The organism is Salinicoccus cyprini (assembly GCF_007713705.1).
GTDB classification, from domain to species: domain Bacteria; phylum Bacillota; class Bacilli; order Staphylococcales; family Salinicoccaceae; genus Salinicoccus; species Salinicoccus cyprini.
On the sequence record NZ_VMSJ01000001.1, the window covers coordinates 1119603 to 1138412 of the forward strand.

17 protein-coding genes are annotated in these 18810 nt (G+C 49.1%); 2 read left to right on the forward strand and 15 right to left on the reverse strand.

Annotated elements, in window-relative coordinates; genetic code table 11:
• Nucleotides 1-4 precede the first annotated feature (4 nt).
• From murC to FO441_RS05590, 6 genes are read right to left on the reverse strand one after another with little or no spacing between them, the layout of a single operon-like run.
• Nucleotides 5-1306, reverse strand: a complete 1302-nt coding sequence (murC, locus tag FO441_RS05565; RefSeq protein ID WP_145286964.1) for a UDP-N-acetylmuramate--L-alanine ligase — start codon at nucleotides 1304-1306, stop codon at nucleotides 5-7.
• Nucleotides 1307-1333: 27 nt separating this feature from the next.
• Nucleotides 1334-3049, reverse strand: coding sequence for a DNA translocase FtsK (locus FO441_RS05570; protein WP_145286967.1), 1716 nt, complete (start codon nucleotides 3047-3049; stop codon nucleotides 1334-1336).
• A gap of 10 nt (nucleotides 3050-3059) precedes the next feature.
• A complete protein-coding gene (gene ytpR / locus FO441_RS05575) occupies nucleotides 3060-3650 on the reverse strand; it encodes a YtpR family tRNA-binding protein (protein WP_145286969.1) in 591 nt (196 codons plus the stop codon).
• Nucleotides 3647-4459, reverse strand: coding sequence for a DUF1444 family protein (locus FO441_RS05580; protein WP_145286972.1), 813 nt, complete (start codon nucleotides 4457-4459; stop codon nucleotides 3647-3649). The genes ytpR and FO441_RS05580 overlap by 4 nt, the downstream gene beginning before the upstream one ends.
• 15 nt (nucleotides 4460-4474) lie before the next feature.
• Nucleotides 4475-5470: a PTS sugar transporter subunit IIC gene (locus FO441_RS05585; RefSeq protein ID WP_145286975.1), complete on the reverse strand. Its 996-nt coding sequence runs from the start codon at nucleotides 5468-5470 to the stop codon at nucleotides 4475-4477.
• Nucleotides 5471-6550, reverse strand: a complete 1080-nt coding sequence (locus tag FO441_RS05590; protein ID WP_145286978.1) for a M42 family metallopeptidase — start codon at nucleotides 6548-6550, stop codon at nucleotides 5471-5473.
• Nucleotides 6551-6620: 70 nt separating this feature from the next.
• On the opposite strand from FO441_RS05590, the gene FO441_RS05595 reads away from it, so the two are divergent.
• Nucleotides 6621-6920 carry a hypothetical protein gene (locus tag FO441_RS05595; RefSeq protein ID WP_145286981.1) on the forward strand — a complete coding sequence of 100 codons (300 nt, stop codon included), beginning with the start codon at nucleotides 6621-6623 and terminating at the stop codon, nucleotides 6918-6920.
• 100 nt (nucleotides 6921-7020) lie between these two features.
• Here the strand turns inward: FO441_RS05595 and trmB are convergent, their stop codons facing one another.
• From trmB to FO441_RS05630, 7 genes are all read right to left on the reverse strand, one after another.
• Nucleotides 7021-7653, reverse strand: a complete 633-nt coding sequence (gene trmB / locus FO441_RS05600) for a tRNA (guanosine(46)-N7)-methyltransferase TrmB (protein ID WP_145286984.1) — start codon at nucleotides 7651-7653, stop codon at nucleotides 7021-7023.
• A 41-nt stretch (nucleotides 7654-7694) separates the two neighbouring features.
• Entirely contained in the window at nucleotides 7695-8486 is a 792-nt protein-coding gene (locus tag FO441_RS05605; RefSeq protein WP_145286987.1) for a phosphotransferase family protein, read from the reverse strand.
• 223 nt (nucleotides 8487-8709) lie between these two features.
• Nucleotides 8710-9558 (reverse strand): D-amino-acid transaminase, encoded by an 849-nt coding sequence (gene dat, locus FO441_RS05610; protein ID WP_145286990.1) that lies wholly within the window; start codon nucleotides 9556-9558, stop codon nucleotides 8710-8712.
• On the reverse strand, nucleotides 9539-10969 hold the full coding sequence (gene pepV, locus FO441_RS05615) for a dipeptidase PepV (RefSeq protein ID WP_145286993.1): 1431 nt from the start codon (nucleotides 10967-10969) through the stop codon (nucleotides 9539-9541). Before pepV ends, dat begins: the two co-directional genes overlap by 20 nt.
• A 112-nt stretch (nucleotides 10970-11081) precedes the next feature.
• The gene (locus FO441_RS05620; protein ID WP_145286996.1) at nucleotides 11082-11900 is read right to left on the reverse strand and encodes a hypothetical protein; all 819 of its coding nucleotides are present in this window, start codon (nucleotides 11898-11900) and stop codon (nucleotides 11082-11084) included.
• Between the two features lie 65 nt (nucleotides 11901-11965).
• Nucleotides 11966-12658 (reverse strand): pseudouridine synthase, encoded by a 693-nt coding sequence (locus FO441_RS05625; protein WP_145286999.1) that lies wholly within the window; start codon nucleotides 12656-12658, stop codon nucleotides 11966-11968.
• Nucleotides 12659-14293 carry a putative polysaccharide biosynthesis protein gene (locus FO441_RS05630; protein ID WP_145287002.1) on the reverse strand — a complete coding sequence of 545 codons (1635 nt, stop codon included), beginning with the start codon at nucleotides 14291-14293 and terminating at the stop codon, nucleotides 12659-12661.
• A gap of 79 nt (nucleotides 14294-14372) precedes the next feature.
• Here FO441_RS05630 and FO441_RS05635 point away from each other — a divergent pair, with 79 nt between their 5' ends.
• Nucleotides 14373-15623 carry a BaiN/RdsA family NAD(P)/FAD-dependent oxidoreductase gene (locus tag FO441_RS05635; protein WP_145287005.1) on the forward strand — a complete coding sequence of 417 codons (1251 nt, stop codon included), beginning with the start codon at nucleotides 14373-14375 and terminating at the stop codon, nucleotides 15621-15623.
• Between the two features lie 31 nt (nucleotides 15624-15654).
• Here the strand turns inward: FO441_RS05635 and leuS are convergent, their stop codons facing one another.
• The gene (gene leuS / locus FO441_RS05640) at nucleotides 15655-18066 is read right to left on the reverse strand and encodes a leucine--tRNA ligase (protein WP_145287008.1); all 2412 of its coding nucleotides are present in this window, start codon (nucleotides 18064-18066) and stop codon (nucleotides 15655-15657) included.
• A 257-nt stretch (nucleotides 18067-18323) separates the two neighbouring features.
• Nucleotides 18324-18809 carry a methylated-DNA--[protein]-cysteine S-methyltransferase gene (locus tag FO441_RS05645; RefSeq protein WP_186365471.1) on the reverse strand — a complete coding sequence of 162 codons (486 nt, stop codon included), beginning with the start codon at nucleotides 18807-18809 and terminating at the stop codon, nucleotides 18324-18326.
• Nucleotide 18810 lies beyond the last annotated feature (1 nt).

Below are 18810 nucleotides of genomic sequence, written 5' to 3' on the forward strand. Positions count from 1 at the left end.
CTTATCAGGATAATAACTCTGTAAATCTTTTTTCATATTTCTGAATATCACCGGCACCCATGAATATGATTACCGCGCCTTCATGTGTATTGAGTCTCGCAATATCATCGCTTTCATCGAGCAGCTCCGCATCCGGGATGAGATCGACCAGATCACGGCTCGACAGTTCTCCTTCGTTCTCCCGGGCAGACCCGAATATATCAACGATATAGGCCTTGTCGGAAGCGGACAGAGCATCCGCGAATTCATTCAGAAACTTTTTCGTTCTTGAAAAAGTATGCGGCTGGAATACAGTGACGATCTCACGCCCACTGTACTTCTTCCTCGCTGTTTCGAGCGTCGCCCGTATTTCCTTCGGGTGGTGCGCGTAGTCATCCACGATGACCATGCCATTCTTGAATGTCTCGCTGAAGCGCCTTTTGACGCCACCAAACGTCATGAAAGCCCGCTTGATGTTCTCCATGTCAAGCTTCTCAAGATAGCCGACTGTAATGACAGCAAGAGAATTGAGCACATGATGGTCCCCATACATCGGAATCGTGAAAGTATCCAGGAATTCACTTCCGACATGCACATCAAATCGTGTGCCGTTGGAGACCGTTTCAATATTTGAGGCCCGGACGTCAAAATCACCATTGATGCCATAGAAGTATACAGGCACTTTATAGTCAAGTGTCCGTGTGTGTGCATCCCCACCATAGGCGATGACACCCTTTTTCACCTGGTCCGCCATTTCCGAAAAGGCGCTGACGACATCATCCAGGTCCTTGAAGTAGTCCGGATGGTCGAAATCGATATTGGTGATGATGGCATAATCCGGGTGGTAGCTCAGAAAGTGACGCTTGTATTCACATGATTCGAAAGTGAAATATTCGCTGTTTTCGAGGCCGAATCCGGTGCCATCACCGATAAGAAACGTCGTATCGACGTCCCCGTTCATTACATGGCTGAGCAGGCCGGTAGTGGAAGTCTTGCCATGCGCCCCGGTTACGGCAATCGATGTGAACTGGTTCATGAATTGCGAGAGAAATTCATGATAGCGGATGACCGGATACCCTTTCTCCAATGCTGTTCTGATTTCAACATGATTGTCATCGAAGGCGTTTCCTGCAATATAGGTGAAGCCTTCCACGACATTGGCAAGGTCGAAAGGCAGAATCCTGATGCCTTTGTCTCTGAGCTGGTGCTCAGTGAAAACTTCCTTTTCTATGTCGGCTCCCTGCACTTCATGACCGAGGTCATGGAGCACCTGGGCCAGGGCGCTCATACCTGCGCCTTTAATTCCTATAAAATGATATTTTTCCATGCGGTCACCATACTTTCATTAATTCGTTCATCGGGTCATACCTTTCAAATAGGAAAGGACATTCTCCTTTATTTTCTGGTCCAATATACCGGCATTCACTCTGAGCGGCTTGTTGGATGTTGGAATCTGGATCAGCATATCATTGCCCCGGACCAGTTCATTGCTGCCATCCACCACCCGGGATTTCTCGTCCTTGAACGAAATACGGGTGTGCATCATCTGCAGCAGCTCGAATCGTATACCGACATCTTTCCTGGAATGGTTCATGATCAGATGCATGCCGAGCGGCTTGCCTTTCTTCAGAAGCTGTACAATGCTGCGGATCGCCTCCGGATTGTTATGCTCGAACAATTCCGACAGATCATCAATGACAATCACTACTACACTCTTTTTGGCATCATTTCTGACACGCTTGTTATAGCTGTCCAGATTGCGTACATGCGCTCTTCTGAACTGGTTGTGCCTGTCATTCAGCTCTTCCAGGGCGTCCGTAAGTACATGCTTCTCTGTCAGTGATACCGGCTCCCTGAATGCATAAGGAAGCGAACCATATGCTCTGTGGCTCTCTTTGTCGGAAGCCACCATGATTTCAAGTTCTCTCGGGCCATGGTTCATCATCAGGGAAACGAGGATGTTGTCGATGACCGATGTGGAATCAACTGCTTCTCCGCCATAGATCAGTATATGTCCGGCCTTCTGCAATGGGAAGCTGAATATCTGGTCATCCACCGTCTTGCCTACGACAAATTTGTAGTCATTCTTTCTTGTGCTGAGTGAACTGGATGCAAATAATGTGCTGAATGGAATCGGGTGGATGACAGGCAGTACAAATTCGACACCTATATTGCTTGTACCCACAATCGGCGCGACGATTTTAACGTCATCGAACGGGAGCACTTCCACGAGATGCTCCTTCAGCTTGCCGATGACATTCAGCCTGAAGTTTCTTTCCAGAGAAAGCTCGTAGCGGCCGATGATGCCATTCGTCTTATAGGCGATGACTTTTGTCGGGACACCAATCGCATCAAACGCAGCAACCACCTCATCGGCGAATGATTCACCGGAAGTTTCATAGGCGCTGTTTTGACCTTCACCTAATATATGTAGGGGTGGCAACGTACTTTTAGGGCCACTCCGTTTAACTGTATTCTGGCTCGATCTATGCTTATTCTTATCATAGGGTGTCATGATGACATTGAAAGGAGAAGCGGACTGCTGCGCTTCACGGATGTCTTCGTCCTGATCCGAAACATCCGGCTGCGTCTCTTCGGCAGGTGACGGCTCGAGATGCGTCGGATGGATCTGCATCTTTTTCCCGTTGTGCTCGAGACGCTTCTGTTGTCTTTTTTCACGGTTCTGACGTTCACGTTTCAGCTCCTCGACGATTGGTGAGACGTACCCGGATTTTTCACTGTCAGCAGACGCGTCCTGCTGATCATTTTTTTTCGAACCTGGATTCCCTTTCGAGCCGTGTATCGCCGAAGGCACTTCGCGGGCCTTTATAATGGTGTTCTTTTTCGGACGCCTTCTCTGGTAGCGGCTGTCATCGAGCAGTGATTTCTGCTGCTCTCTTCTTATCGGATCATCATGGCTTTTTTGTTCCGAAGTCCGATCCTCCTGCTGACTGAGTGCAGCATCCTGCGCCGAATCATCCATATCCAGAGGAAATCTGAACCTTTCCTTGTCGGAATGGTTCTCATCCATGCTGCGACCAAACTGTCTTCTCCTTCTTGATCTGTTCATCCAATCACCCTTATTTCACTTCGAATGGTTGTGCGACTTCATAGCTGTCATCGAGGACATATATGCCTTTGATGCCGTCATCCGGAAGATTGAGCTCCTTTTTGGAACAGATCATTCCTTTTGAATCGACACCCCTTAATGTAGAAGGTCTGATATACAAGCCATCAGGCATGATGGCCCCTACTTTTGCCACGACTACGTGCTGGCCGGAATCGACATTGGGTGCACCACAGACGATCTGCAGTTCCTCATCGCCAACATCCACCTTGCATACATTCAGCTTATCTGCATCCGGATGCTTTGATTTTTCGAGCACTTTGCCGACTACAAACTTCGGTGACATGTCCGGGTCGATTGGATTGATGCCCTTCGTTTCCAGCAGATTGTTGATTTCTCCTACGATCGTTTCATCCGGCTCGATATTGACAGCATCCGGCAGGGAAAAGGAACGTGAAGCATCGAATATGTTCAATCCGATGATCTCATCACCGTCTTTGATGACAGTCAGACCTTCATGATGCTCATAGGACGGGGTTTCTGTTTTTCTTAAAGTGACAAGCAGCACATCTCCGACATGCTTATGATTATAAGTCAGTTTCATTCTTCTCTACCTCTTTTATGATTCTTTTGTTTACCGAGTATGAATACCGGCTCCAGTTTCTTTTCACGATACGAGAATGTCAGGGAGGTGATCGGTGTCAGTCCCTCTGCGAAATACTGCATCATCATCTGTGCCATGATATCATATCCGACACTGTTTCTCACATTGGCGATGATCAGCACATCCTGATGCGGCAGTCCTACGAGCATTTCACCGTCGAACTTGTCATGCATGCCGCGAAGCATCTCTTCATTCAGAATGCGTGTGGCATCGTAGCCGTCATTATGGTTGATGAAGTAGAAGTCGTTCTCCTGGATGGTTTCGCCTTTATGTGAGATCGGCAGCTGTTTCATGTTTCTTTCCGCGAGCTTGCGCAGTGCTTCCTTGTCGAGGCCGAGCGTTCTGAGCAGCTTTTCATCAATCAGTCTGTAGCTGTTTTGAAAATCCACTGCATAGTATATATTCGTCTCATTCGTATGCGCATCAACGATGAATGCATCACCGTTCTTATTTTCCTTATGGAAACTTGTCGAGCGGATGACCGGATAGATCGCCGCCTCATCGAGACTGATCTCCTCCTCTTTCATGCGCTCCAGTGTTTCATTTATATAATACACGATTTCTTCAATGAAATTCTCATCATTCTTTGCCTTGTCGACTGCCTTCGACAAGGCAATATCGAGACCTTTCCCGTTATCTTTTCTTTCCACCCTGAGCATTTCCTCTTTGCGGTCGAAAGAAGTCAGGAAATCATTGCGTCTTTCTTCAAGTTTCTCGACAATCCTGTTCTTCAGCTGGAAAATATTCATCAGATTTCCTCCGTTCTATTCTTTAGCACCCAGTTTGAGCCTCTGATCGCCTTCTTTGATCAGCCCTGCGCGTTTCAGCAAAGTATAGAATACCAGAGTTACTACAGCAGGTAAAACAATTTGGAACACGATGATGAGTACCCATACCCTCGGTGATGGTCCCATGGTCTCGATGGTCATGATCTGTCCGACCAGACCGCTCGTGCCCATGCCGGCACCTGCTGCGTTGTTCTCCATCGGGAAGAACACCGTCATGACAGGCGCGATGATGGCACTGGCCAGAACGGGCGGCAGCAGGATGAATGGATTGAGCAGTACGTTCGGCACCTGGAGCATCGAAGTGCCAAGGCCGATGGACAGCACGCCGGAAAAGCCATTGTCCCTATACCCTGTTACAGCCAGGCCCACCATGTGGCAGCAGCAGCCGATGACGGCAGCACCGGCAGCGAGTCCGCTGATATCGAGCATGAGGGCAAGCGCTGCACTGGACAGCGGTGCAGTCAGTGTAATTCCGAAGATGACCGCAACAAGCATTCCCATGATGAATGGACGCTGATCTGTGGCAAACACGATGACTTCGCCCATGCTTGTCATGAAGTCGCCGATGACCGGACCGACAAAACGCGCGATAAGATAACCGAAAATGATGGTGAAAAGCGGTGTGATGATGATATCAATTTTGGTCCTGCCTGCATAGAGCCTGGCGATCTCTATCGATATGATGCTCGCGATATAGCTCCCGGCAGCACCCCCCATATCATAGGCAGCGTAGCTTACGACAACGACGGAGAATATGACGAGGGGCGAAGCCTTCAGACCGTAGGCAATTGCGGCACCGATTGCAGCACCGGTCATGGCCATGGCGACTGCACCGATCTCCTTCAGACTTTCAAGATACGGCACATAGGTTCCGATCGTATCGATGATCAGACCGATGATGAGCGAAGAAAACAGGCCGAGTGCCATGAAACTCATGCCATCAATGAACCATCTTCTAAGAAATCCTCTCATTTACTGTCCTCTCAGCTCTGCAACTCTATCATGGTCGATGCCTCTGACGAGTTCCGTCAGCATCGTTTTGGCGTGCATGTAGTCCTCTGCATTGATGATCGAGTGGGATGTGTGGATATAGCGGGCAACGATACCGACAACGGCACTGACGACGCCTTCATTCGATACGTGGATGCTGCCGGCATCCGTACCGCCTGGTGACTGGTAGTACTGGAACTTGATATCATGTGCATCAGCAGTTTCAAGCATATAGTCGCGCATCGGCTTCGACAGGATCATTGTCCGGTCCATGATGCGGACGAGCGTGCCTTCGCCGATCTTTCCGATATCATCCTTGTTGCCGAGCATGTCGTTTGCCGGCGAACAGTCCACAGCAAATGCAATATCCGGCTTGATCATGTTGGCGCTCACTTTGGCGCCTCTCAGGCCGACTTCCTCCTGCACATTGGCACCGACATACAGGTCGCAGTCAAGCTCCACGTCAGCCAGAGCCTCAAGCGTCTCAATTGCGATCAGACAGCCGTAGCGGTTATCCCATGCTTTGGCGAGCAGTTTATTTTCCTGTTCAAGCACTTCGAAATTGACGTCAGGCACGATGGAATCACCAGGGCGGATGCCCATCGACTCAAGGTCTTCCCTGCTGTCGGCACCGACATCAAGCAGCATATCGTCGAGCTGGACCGGCTTGTTGCCCTCCCCTTTTCTGAAGTGGACAGGGACGCTGCCGATGACACCTGTAATTTCTTTGTCTTCGGACGTCCGCACTTTGAACTTGTGGCTCAGCAATACATCGTTCGACCATCCGCCCAGTGGAGTGAATTTGATCATTCCATTGTCCGCCAGCTGTGTCACCATGAATCCGACTTCATCCATATGACCTGCAATCATGACCTTCGGCGCGTTTTCAACTTTCGACTTTTTGAGCGCGAAGATGCCACCCAGACCGTCCTGCATGATTTCATCAGCAAACGGCTCCATCTCTTTTTTCATATAGCTGCGCACCTTGTCTTCAAAACCAGGCGCACCATGCAGTTCTGTCAGTGTCTTCATTCTTTCGAGTGTGTTGGTTGCAATTTTCATCTATATTCCCCTTTTGTAATCATATGACTTGAAAAATATGCTAAAATTATTGCGATAGGAGGTCCTGCTCATGATACAGAAAATCATCGGAATCATACTTCTTTTTGCCATCATTCTGATTCCGCCGTATGTCTGGTTCAGACGGAACAGGCATATTCGGCCCGAGTCGATCATTGATGCGCTGCACAGCCGGTATGAAGGCATTTCATTCATCTCGATAGACCATCGTACAGCCAGAAGCAAATTTCTCGGTATAGACCGGGACGTCTACAGAGGACGCCTACATATGAACAGCAGACGCGGCAAGGCACGCTATCAGTTCACTGCCGACGCCTATACAGGAGAGATCATGGAAACTACTGAACTGTAGTTTCCGTGATCTCTTTTATATAGACGGATTGGATGCTCTGGTACGCAACACTATTTTATCATTCTTTCCTGAGGAAATACACGACATAAAAAAAGCACCTTTAGAAAGATGCTCTGATTCTGTAGATTTTATTCCCTTTTGCGGAAAACTTCTCTTCGTACTCCGTCCGGATATTATCTTCCGGTTCATCAGCATGCAGATCGAGCTTGACCTCATCGAAAGACATGCCGAAACTGTTCATGCTTACAAGACTGAATTCGAAGAGACCCCTGTTGTCCGTCTTGAACTGCAGCAGCCCCCCGTCTTCCAGGATGGCACTGTATTTCTCAAGAAATGACCGGGAGGTCAGACGGCGTTTCTCATGGCGGCTCTTCGGCCATGGATCCGAGAAATTCAGATAGATGCGGGATACCGGATCATTCCTGAAGTACGCATCTATCGCATTCGCATCGAGCAGCACGAGCCTGACGTTCAGAAGCTCTGCCTCAAGCACCTTCTCGACGACCCGGATCATCACATTCTTATCCAGTTCTATGCCAACAAAGTTGACGTCAGGATGCCTTTTTGCCAGTTCGGTTATGAATGTGCCCATGCCGGTACCCACTTCTACATGAAGTGGTCTTGTCTCGGGAAAGAATGCCCCTACTCTTCCGGAATAGGAGGAATCGATGTCCACGATGCTATTGTTCTGCTGTAAAAAATCCATTGCCCAAGGCTTATTGCGCATTCTCATTATCTTTCTCCACCTGCTTGCTATCACTTGAAAATTTAAAATTAAATAAAACGGTCTCTCTGGATCACCTTATTAAGGAAAATGATCCAGTCATTCATATCCTTGAAACGCTTATGATCTTCGTACCACTGGATCATGGTGATGGCCTGGACAAGCGTGTACCACTTCATCCGCTTCATCAGATCCCGGTCCAGAGGCTTACCATAGACACCGAGCCAGCTTTCCCAGTCATCCAGATCCACATACGTATAGAGAATCATGCCGAGATCGATTGCAGGGTCTGCAATCATGGCACCTTCCCAGTCCACAAGATAAAGCTCATCCTGATCGGATAGAAGCCAATTGTTATGGTTGACGTCTCCATGGCACACTGTACAGAACGCCTCGTCTATTACGGGCATTTCATTTTCCAGATATTGGATTGCTGCACGTACAGTGTGGTGGGCATTGACTTTCGGGGAAAGTGACGTCTGTATCTTATTAAGCAGCAGATCAGGCAGCATGGGTTTCATGCCAAGCTTTTTCAGCATGGTGAGGAGCGGCCTTGATGTATGGATCTTCTTCATCAAAGCGGCCACCCTCTCCGAGCACATCTCTTCACGAGTCAGCTCCCGGCCATTTTTCCAATGCTGTGCTGTCACTACTTCTCCGGTCTCTATTCTTTTGGTCCAGACCAGTTTCGGTACAATACCTTCAGCGGACAGCGCTGCAAGGAAAGGGCTGGCATTACGTTTCAGGAACAGCTTCCTGCCATCTTGCTCTGCCTTGTAGGCTTCGCCAGATGCTCCACCCACAGGGTCAAGTGTCCAGCCGAGCTGATAGAAATGCTCCAAGTTCCACACCTCTTTTCGTCATCAAAGAAAAAAGCGCTAAATATTAAAAAATAAGATAGCGCCGGTTTCTGTTCGTAGTTATAAATTTTATAGGGTTTCATTGTTTATTTCAAGGACTATTATCCATCGATTTTATGACAACAGGGCGTTACGTGTCCACAAATCCATACACTGTAAGCATTGAAGCACCATAAATTAATTAGAGTAATTTTTCAGGTTAACATTATTTAACCAGGTTTAATTTATGGATCTTCTCATCGAACCCTTCCTGAATGGCATGTGTGACCTCGCCTTTTGATCCGTTGGCGACCGTTTTTTTGTCCACTTCGGTGACAGGTGTCACTTCCTGCGTAGTGCTCGTGATGAAGATTTCATCCGCATCCATCAGTTCATCGACAGTGAATGCTTTCTCTTCATAAGGGATGTTCCGGGCCTCGGCGACCTTCAGCACTTCAAGCCTTGTAATGCCGTTCAGTATCATATTGTCAGCAGGATGTGTCCTGAGTACACCATCTTTGACGATGAATACGTTTGTTGAAGAACCTTCGGTGACGACACCATCCCGATGCAGGATCGTTTCATGGGCACCAGCGCGTACAGCACGCTCCTTCTCCATGACGTTCGCCAGCAGGTTCAGACTTTTCACGTGGCATTTCAGCCATCTGTAGTCGTCTGCAGTAATGGTACTGATGCCATCTTCCATCTGGGCAGTGGGACGTGATATTTCATTCATGTATGCAAGGACAACCGGCGACTTATCCAATGGATAGGCATGGTTCCTCTTGCCGATACCTCTGGATACTTGTATATAGATGGAACCATTATCAATATTATTTTTTTCATTCAGCTGGGTGACGATCTCCACCATTCTGGAACGGTCAAGATTATCGATCCCGATTTCCGATGCACTTCTGACCAGGCGGTCCATGTGTTCTTCCAATGTAAAGAACTCGTTGTTGTACACTCTTACCACTTCATAGACACCATCACCAAAATAGAAAGCCCGATCGTTATAGTCTACTGTGACTTCATCATCATTTTTGAATTCTCCATTATAATAGCTGATTTTCATCCATTTCACCCTTTATACATATTCTATGAAGTGCCTCCAGATAAATTTCCGTCGCCTTCAGCAGTTCTTCAACCTTCATGCGTTCATTCTTCTGGTGCATCGTATCTGCAGTTTCCTTGAACATGGCTCCAAACGCCACCCCCTTCTCCAGGGTGCGTGCATAAGTGCCGCCGCCGATGGTGAATGGCTCGGTCTGATCATCCACATGGTTGCGGTAGGCATCGGTCAGTATTTTGACCAGAGGATCTTCCTTGTCTACATAGTGGGGCGGCTGATAGTCCAGATCTTCGATGGTGAAGCCCTTTTTCGATACATCATTCTTCAGAGCATCCATCCTGGCATTAAAATCCATCCCTTCCGGATATCTGAGGTTGATGCCGAAGATGCCGCCGTCGACTTCTGTATAGTTGATCATACCGACATTCACTGATGTCTTACCCATTTCAGTGTGTGAGTGGTCCATATCGAGCTGTGAGCCATCCGTCTTCCCCACCAGCCTGGCCATTGCAAATTCAGCAAACGCCCTGGCATTGTTATCCAGTTCAAGACGATCAAGGAACTGGAGCAGGATCAGTCCGGCGTTCACTCCGGCTTCCGGTGTGGAACCATGGGCGCTCCTGCCCTGGATGCTCAGCTTGAGGAAGCCATTATCCACTTCGTATGCCCCCACAGCCTCCGTCTCTCTCAGAAAATCTTCGTAGGACTGGATGACTTCACTCATGTTCTGCTGGACCTTCAATTTTGCTACGGCATCCTCCGGCACCATATTATATCGTTCACCGGAAATCAGCGCCTTCAGCTCGATTCTCGGCTCGTCTTCATCCAGTGATGTCTGCTTCTGAACAAAATTGAATGTTGAAATACCTTTCTCCCCGTGTATCAGCGGGAAGGCGGCATCCGGAGCAAAGCCTGCATCCGGCATCTCTTCGGTCTTGAAATAGGCGGCGGTGCACTGCCAGTCCGATTCTTCGTCTGTACCGATGATCAGACGTGTACGGTATTTGAATGGCGCTCCCTGATCTTTCAGGATCTTCATGGCATAATAGGCGGCAATGGTCGGCCCCTTGTCATCCTGGACCCCTCTTGCCACTATTTCATCCCCTATGATTTCCGGTGTAAAAGGATCTGTATTCCATCCTTTCCCAGGCGGGACTACATCGACATGCCCTAATATGCCGAATATCCTCTCTCCTTCTCCGGCTTCGATATGCCCTGCGATGTTCTTGACATCCAGCGTGGAAAAACCATCACGGCGACCGATTTCAAGCATATAGTCGAGTGCACGTTTAGGCCCGGTACCCACCGGTGCATCCTTCGAAGGCTCTCCTTTGACACTTTCTATCTCAAGAAGCCCAAACAGATCTTCCATCAGATTCTCCTTGTAGGATTCAACCAGAGCTTTATAATCCATCAGCATGTTCCCCCATCTTATGTAGCCTAATCTTTTTTACAATAATAAAGAAAAAGAAATGCAAAAACAAGGGAACAGGGCAATAAATGCGCCTGTTCCCTTGAAAAACTGACTATTTGCTGTTGTTGGAATTGCTGTTATTCGACTTGCTGCTGTTCTTATTGCCGTTTGACTTGCTGTCTTTATTGCTATCATCATCAGTGACGACGTGGATATTATGGTTTTCGTTCTTCTCGCCCTGATCATCCACTACATCGACGTCTGTAGCATTATCCTTGTTCAGACCGCCGAAGGATACATCATCCTGCAGATTCTCCTGGGGATGAAGACCACCTTCCGAAATCCACTCGTTATTCATCTGCTCGGCAGTGAGCTGACCTTCTGCATCCATTCTGTCAGGCTTTGTAAAATGCTCTTCGCCGTCATCATCTACGCTGCTCTCCCCTTGAGTAGGAGAAATCTTGTCATTCTGGTTGTTTTCTTCATTTTCATCATTCGGCTCCTGGTCGGCCTCTTCCTTATTCATTCTGGATTTGACCTTATCCTGGGCATGGCGTGCATAGCCTTTAGGATCTTCCTTAGCCTTGTTGAACTCGGATTTGGCTTTCTCCTGGTATTCGCCCGCCTGTTTGGTGAATTTCTCCTGATAGCCTGAAGCCTGCTCCGTCACTTTACCCTGGACGTTCTGGGCATAGCCTTTAGGATCTTCCTTGACCTTGCCATATTCATTCTTGGCCATCTCCTGATACTCGCCAGCCTGCTTGGAAAGTTTCTCCTGCACATTCTGGGCATAGCCTTTAGGGTCTTCTTTTACTTTATTGTATTCATTTTTAACTACATCGCGGTTCTCTTTCTTGGATAATTGCTTTGCTGCCACTGCAAGTCCAAGCATTGCTGCAACTTTCAGTAATCCTCCAGTTTTCCTAGCCATTTCCAACACCTCTTATAAAGTTTTATTTTGAATATCTGATTGGTATTTACCCCTTCCCCTTGGGGCTAAACCTTTTTCAACAACTTGAGCTCATTTTCATGCAATCTTCTGCAGCTGCCTGCCGGCAGTATTTCATCAAGCACCATTTCACCGATCCGGGTCCGGTGGAGGTCAGTCACTTCGTTCCCGAGATACTGGAACATTCTTTTCACCTGATGGAACTTGCCTTCGGTGATGGTCAGCTCGACCTCCCTTTCGGCAATCCTTCTGGCCGCTGCGGGCGCAGTGGTGAAATCCTTCAATGGAATGCCTTTTTCAAGCGTTTCAATGTCGGATGATGAAACATCCTTCTTCAGTTTTGCCACATAGGTCTTGCCGATCTTATGCTTTGGACTCAGCAGCTCATGGGCAAATCTGCCATCATTGGTAATCAGCAGCAGGCCGGTCGTATCCTTATCCAGCCTGCCTACCGGGAACAGTTCATCCTTCTGCGGGTGATCGATCAGATCCATCACTGTTCGTGCCTGTCCTTTCTCAGTGGAAGAAATGACGCCTTTCGGCTTGTTGAGCATCAAGTATATATGGTTTTCAAGTATTATGCGTACACCATCGACCATGACAACACTGTCGTGGGCTGTTTCCGACTTCGGGTCGGTCGCAACCACACCGTCGACCTCGACCCGCTTCTTTTTGATCATTGCCTTGACCTTACTGCGGCTGCCTGTCCCTGCATTCGACAGATATTTATCAAGCCTCATCTAGAGCACCTTCAATCTCTTTCTTATCTTATCCGCCCGACTGCCTAGAATCTCATCCGCCAGTCCACTTTTGAAAGAAAGGAGCATGTATACAAAGCCACCAGCTGGCACGGCAACTGCCATGATGATGATGGAGTTGATCTTCTGCTCGACTTCCATGTTGAAAATGAATGCATAGTAGATGAGTTCCACAACAAGCAGCATCGCCAGACTGTAGACGACGATCTGGATGAGAGGCTTCACGAGCGACCTGAAGTGGAATCTGCCATATCGTTTGATGATCAGGAAGTTGATCAGTGCACCGATGCTGAGAGCAATGCCTGTACCCATTACGGCACCGACTGTACCGAACTGGATGATCAGCGGGATGTTGATGGCCGCCTTGATGGCTAGCATGGCTAGAACCACATAGAGTGTCAGATTCTGCTTGTCTATCCCCTGGACAACCGAGCAGGTGATCGTGAACAGTGAAATCGCAATGCTGACAGGCGCATAGAACAGCAGGATCTTTATGCCCATCGCATTGAATTCATAGAATGATGTATAAAGCGGCGCCGACAGGATCATCATGCCGAGTGCAGCGGGAATGACGAAGAAGAGCAGCATGAGCACCATCATTCTGATCTGCTGATGGACCCCTTCCATATTGCCTTTCTGATAGTTCTTCGTAATGAATGGCAGGACCGTGATTGCAAAGGCGGAAGCAAAGGCAGTCGGAATCATGACGAGCTTGTGGGTCGTCAGATTGAGCATGCCGAACCATGCATCATGGTACTCCTCCGGTACGCCGACTAGGGCGAGACCGTTGTTATGTGTCAGCTGGTCGATGAACAGCGTCAGCGGGATGCTGATGCTGACGATGATGAATGGAATACCGTAGCGGATGATTTCAGAATACATTTCACGATAGGAGAAGTCATACTCGGTATTATCCGATGCAATCATTTCATCAATGTGATTCTTCCTTTTTCTCCAGAAATACAGGAGTGTCGCCATGGAACCAAGGACGCCGACGAAAGCGGCAAAGACTGCAATTTCATTTGCTGTCTGTACCGTACCGCCCCACACGTTCAGAACAAGGAAGGCACCTCCGAGCAGGAAGATGATTCTGATCGCCTGCTCGATGACGGCGGAGACACTTGTCGGTCCAAATGATTCAAATCCCTGGAAAATGCCCCGCCATGTCGCCATGAACGGTACGACGATGACTGCGACACTGACGACCCTGATGATGCGCGTGATATCATCAGTCGACCATCTGTGTGCCCCGTCCCCGGCTGCAAGCATCTGCAGCTCCGCGATGAATGGCGCTGCAATGAAAAGCGCAAGAAACGCAATTAAACCTGATGCCATCATGACAATCAGGCTCGACCGGTACAGTTTCTGACTGGTTGCATAGGCACCCAGTGCATTATACTTTGAAATATATTTGGATACGGCCCCCGGCACACCGGCGGCTGCTATGGAGAGCATGATGGTATACGGTGTATACGCATAGCCGTACAGGGCAAGATTTTCTTCCCCGCCCATAATACTGTAAAATGGAATGAGATACAGCATTCCCAGTAGCTTGGTGATGAATGTAGCAATGGTGAGAAGGAATGTACCCCGTACCAGTTTATTCGAATCAGACATTTTATAACCCTCTTACATTAAGAATAATATCCATTATAATCGAAAGCATATCAGTTTTAAACAAAAAGGAGAACATCCCATGTATCATACGATAGTAGTCGGTGGTGGTGTAAGCGGCCTCATGGCCGCGCATGCCGCCTCAGAAAATGGCAATCGCGTACTGCTCATAGAGAAGAACAGGTCACTCGGAAAGAAACTCCTCATCTCGGGTGGCGGCCGCTGCAACGTGACCAACCGTCTGCCTTATGAGGAGATCATCAGCCATATACCGGGAAACGGGAAATTCCTGTATGGCCCGTTCAGTACTTTCGACAATGAGAGCATCATCCATTTCGTTGAATCCCGGGGCGTCAGCCTGAAGGAGGAGGATCATGGCAGGATGTTTCCGGTCACGGATAAGGCACAGGATATACTGGACGTCTTCCTTGCAACACTTGAAGAACACAATGTGGAAGTACGGACCGAGACCATCGTCAAGGAAATTCTGACGGATGAAGAACAGGTGACAGGCGTCAGACTGCAGGACGGATCAATTCTTGAAGCAGAAAACGTCATCATCACTACCGGTGGCAGGAGTGTCCCACAGACCGGATCGACGGGGGATGGCCACCGTTTTGCCGCTTCTTTGGGCCATACGATCACAGAGCTTTTCGCGACGGAAGTGCCCATCACTTCGCCGGAAGCCTTCATCCGAGAAGGCAGACTGAAAGGACTCAGTCTCTCGGACGTGGCCCTTTCCGTTCTGAAGAAGAATAGAAAGCCGAGGGTGACGCACAGGATGGATATGATCTTCACCCATTTCGGTGTCAGTGGTCCGGCAGCACTGCGCTGCAGCCAGTTCGTCTATAAGGAGCAGAAGAGCCAGAAGAAGAAAGTCATACTCATGTCACTGGATTTCTTCCCCGGCAAAAGTGCAGGTCAGCTGCGTGATATGATCGAGGAAACAATCGCCGGCAACCGTGACCGCTCTCTGAAGAATACACTGAAGACGCTGCTCCAGGAACGCCTTGTCCTGTTCCTGCTCGACTTCCTTGAAATCGATGGCTCGGTGAACGGGCATCACGTCTCCAAGGAAAATACGGAACAGATCATCCAGTTTCTGAAAGGCTTCGAATTCCGTATCGATGGCACCCAGTCCATCGAGAAGGCCTTTGTTACCGGCGGTGGTGTATCACTCAAGGAGATCACACCACAGACGATGGAGAGCCGGGTGACAAAAGGACTGTATTTCGCAGGAGAAGTACTGGATATCCACGGATATACAGGCGGCTATAATATTACGAGTGCACTGGTCACCGGCTATGTAGCCGGCCACAGCACTACCAAATAGAAAGACCTCCCGGATTCCGGGAGGTCTTCTGCTAGTTTGCAACGATATTTACAAGTTTGCCCGGTACAACGATGACCTTCCTCACCGTCTTTTCACGGATGGCCTCCTGTACACGGTCCGACTCGATTGCGATGCGTTCGAGATCTTCCTTGCCGGCTTCAGCCGGGACGTTCATCTTTTCCTTGACCTTGCCATTGACCTGGATGACGATTTCAACTTCATCTTCAACGAGCTTCGACTCATCGAATGCCGGCCATGCTGCATAGCTGATGGTTTCACTGTACCCGAGTTTTTCCCAGAGTTCTTCAGCAACGTGGGGGGCGACAGGCGACAGCAGTTTGACGAAACCTTCAATATACCCGCGGTTCATCTGTTCCTGCTTGTAGCCTTCATTGATGAACACCATGAGCTGCGAAATGGCAGTATTGAAATTCAGGGACTCGAAGTCTTCAGTCACTTTCCTGACCGTCGCGTGGTATACCTTATCGAGCGCAGGTGTCGCACTTTCGACGACACTGTCCTTCAGCTGTCCATTCTCATCGACAAGCAGTCTCCAGACGCGGTCGAGGAAGCGGCGTGCACCGTCAAGACCGTTGTCACTCCATGCGATGGAAGCGTCGAGCGGCCCCATGAACATCTCGTACAGTCGGAGCGTATCCGCACCGTGTGAGATGACGATATCATCCGGGTTGATGACATTGCCCTTGGACTTGCTCATCTTTTCGTTGCCTTCACCAAGGATCATGCCCTGGTTGAACAGCTTCTGGAACGGCTCCTTCGTTTCCACCACACCGACATCATACAGCACCTTGTGCCAGAACCTCGCGTAGAGCAGGTGCAGTACAGCATGTTCTGCACCGCCGATATAGAGATCGACAGGCATCCAGTGCTGAAGCTTTTCTTTCGAAGCAAGTGCTTCGGTATTATGCGGATCGATGAACCTCAAATAGTACCAGCAGCTGCCTGCCCATTGCGGCATCGTATTCGTTTCCCTGCGGCCTTTGACGCCATCTTCCCTCACGACTGTGAGCCATTCCTCATTATTGGCGAGTGGAGATTCACCCGTGCCTGAAGGCTTGATTTCGTCCATTTCAGGCAGCATGAGCGGCAGTTCCGCTTCATCCAGCACACTCATCGTACCATCTTCCCAGTAGACGACAGGAATCGGTTCGCCCCAGTAGCGTTGGCGTGCAAACAGCCAGTCACGAAGCTTGTACGTGGTCTTCTGTTCTCCGGCACCCTTTTCGCTCAGTATTTCAATGGCTTTTGTAATGGCCGCTTCCTTGTCGAGACCATCGAGTTCGCCGGAATTGATGTGAATACCGTCTCCAGTGTATGCTTCCTCATCAATGTCGCCGCCTTCCACGACCGCCTTGATCGGCAGGTCGTATTCCTTGGCGAATTCGTAGTCGCGCGCATCATGCGCCGGTACAGCCATGATGGCGCCGGTGCCGTATGAAGCAAGAACATAGTCCGCAATCCATATCGGCATTTTTTCGCCGGAAAGTGGATTGATGGCATAGGCGCCTGTGAATGCGCCCGACTTCTCCTTCGACAGGTCTGTACGTTCCAGCTCACTCTTCCTCGCAGCCTTCTCCTGATAGGCTTCGATCTGTGATCTGTACTCATCCGTTGTAATGTCATCGATCAGTGCATGTTCAGGTGACAATACGGCATACGTTGCACCGTGGATTGTATCCGGACGCGTTGTAAAGGCAGTGAATGATTCACCTGTGCCTTCGATCTGGAAAGTGATGTTCGCCCCTTCAGATCTGCCGATCCAGTTTCTCTGCATATCCTTCAGTGATTCCGGCCAGTCCAGATCCTCAAGATCTTCAAGCAGACGATCGGCATATGCCGTGATCTTGAGCATCCACTGCTTCATCGGCTTTCTGACGACAGGGTGTCCCCCGCGTTCCGACACACCATCGATGACCTCTTCATTGGCAAGCACCGTTCCCAGTGCTTCGCACCAGTTCACCGGCACTTCATCGACATAGGCCAGCCCCTTGTTGTAGAGCTGGATGAAAATCCACTGGGTCCATTTGTAGTACTCAGGATCCGTCGTATTGATTTCACGGTCCCAGTCATAGCTGAATCCGAGCTCCTTGATCTGGCGGCGGAAGTTGTCGATATTCTTTTCATTGAATTCACGGATATCATTGCCGGTATCGATGGCGTACTGCTCAGCCGGCAGTCCAAACGCATCCCAGCCAATCGGGTGCAGTACATTGTATCCCTGCATCCTTTTCATTCTTGAAATGATGTCTGTTGCGGTATAGCCTTCCGGGTGCCCGACATGAAGCCCGGCGCCTGATGGATAAGGGAACATGTCGAGTGCGTAGAATTTTTTCTTGTCATACTCTTCCTCTGTCCTGAATATCTTTTCCTGTTCCCAGTGTGTCTGCCATTTCTTTTCAATATCCTGATGATTGAACGCCATAAGAATCCTCCTTGAATATAAATAATCCCATGCCTGTATAAGCATGGGACGATCATATATCTATACGACCGCGGTACCACCCGCATTCACCGTTAAGTGCAACTTCATTTGATAAGATTAGTTTTGATCTGGACAAGTTCATATACATCCACTACTGGTTCGCAGCATCCACCAGCTCTCTTGAAATGCATCCGTATACTACTGACTCCAACACTTATAAATATAGATTATATTCATACAATTGGCAAGATGTATCTTCAAGTGGCAGATATATCGATGCCTTCAACGTGAAGCAGACCGCGCTTTTTATCAAGACCGCCCGTGTAGCCGCCAAGTGAACCATCCGATGCAATGACCCGGTGGCACGGTACGATGATCGATATCGGATTCTTTCCATTGGCATTCGCCACCGCCCTCGAATGATTCGGTCCCCCGCAGTCCGCAGCCAGCATCTTATAGCTGATTGTCTCACCATAGGGTATCTCGATGAGACGCTGCCATACTTTCTGCTGGAACGGCGTCCCGGCGGTAAACTCAAGCGGTACATCGAAATGGGTGCGCGACCCGCTGAAATACTCCTGAAGTTCCCTGACACACTGCCTGATGACCGGGGAGGATCCATCGAGATCAACCTCATTCGGCACTTCCATCTCCAGCACGTGGTCCAGTTCGACAATACGGTCCCTGGCGGCACGGATCTTCAGCCAGCCGATCGGTGTATTCATATAATAGAGTTCTGTCATT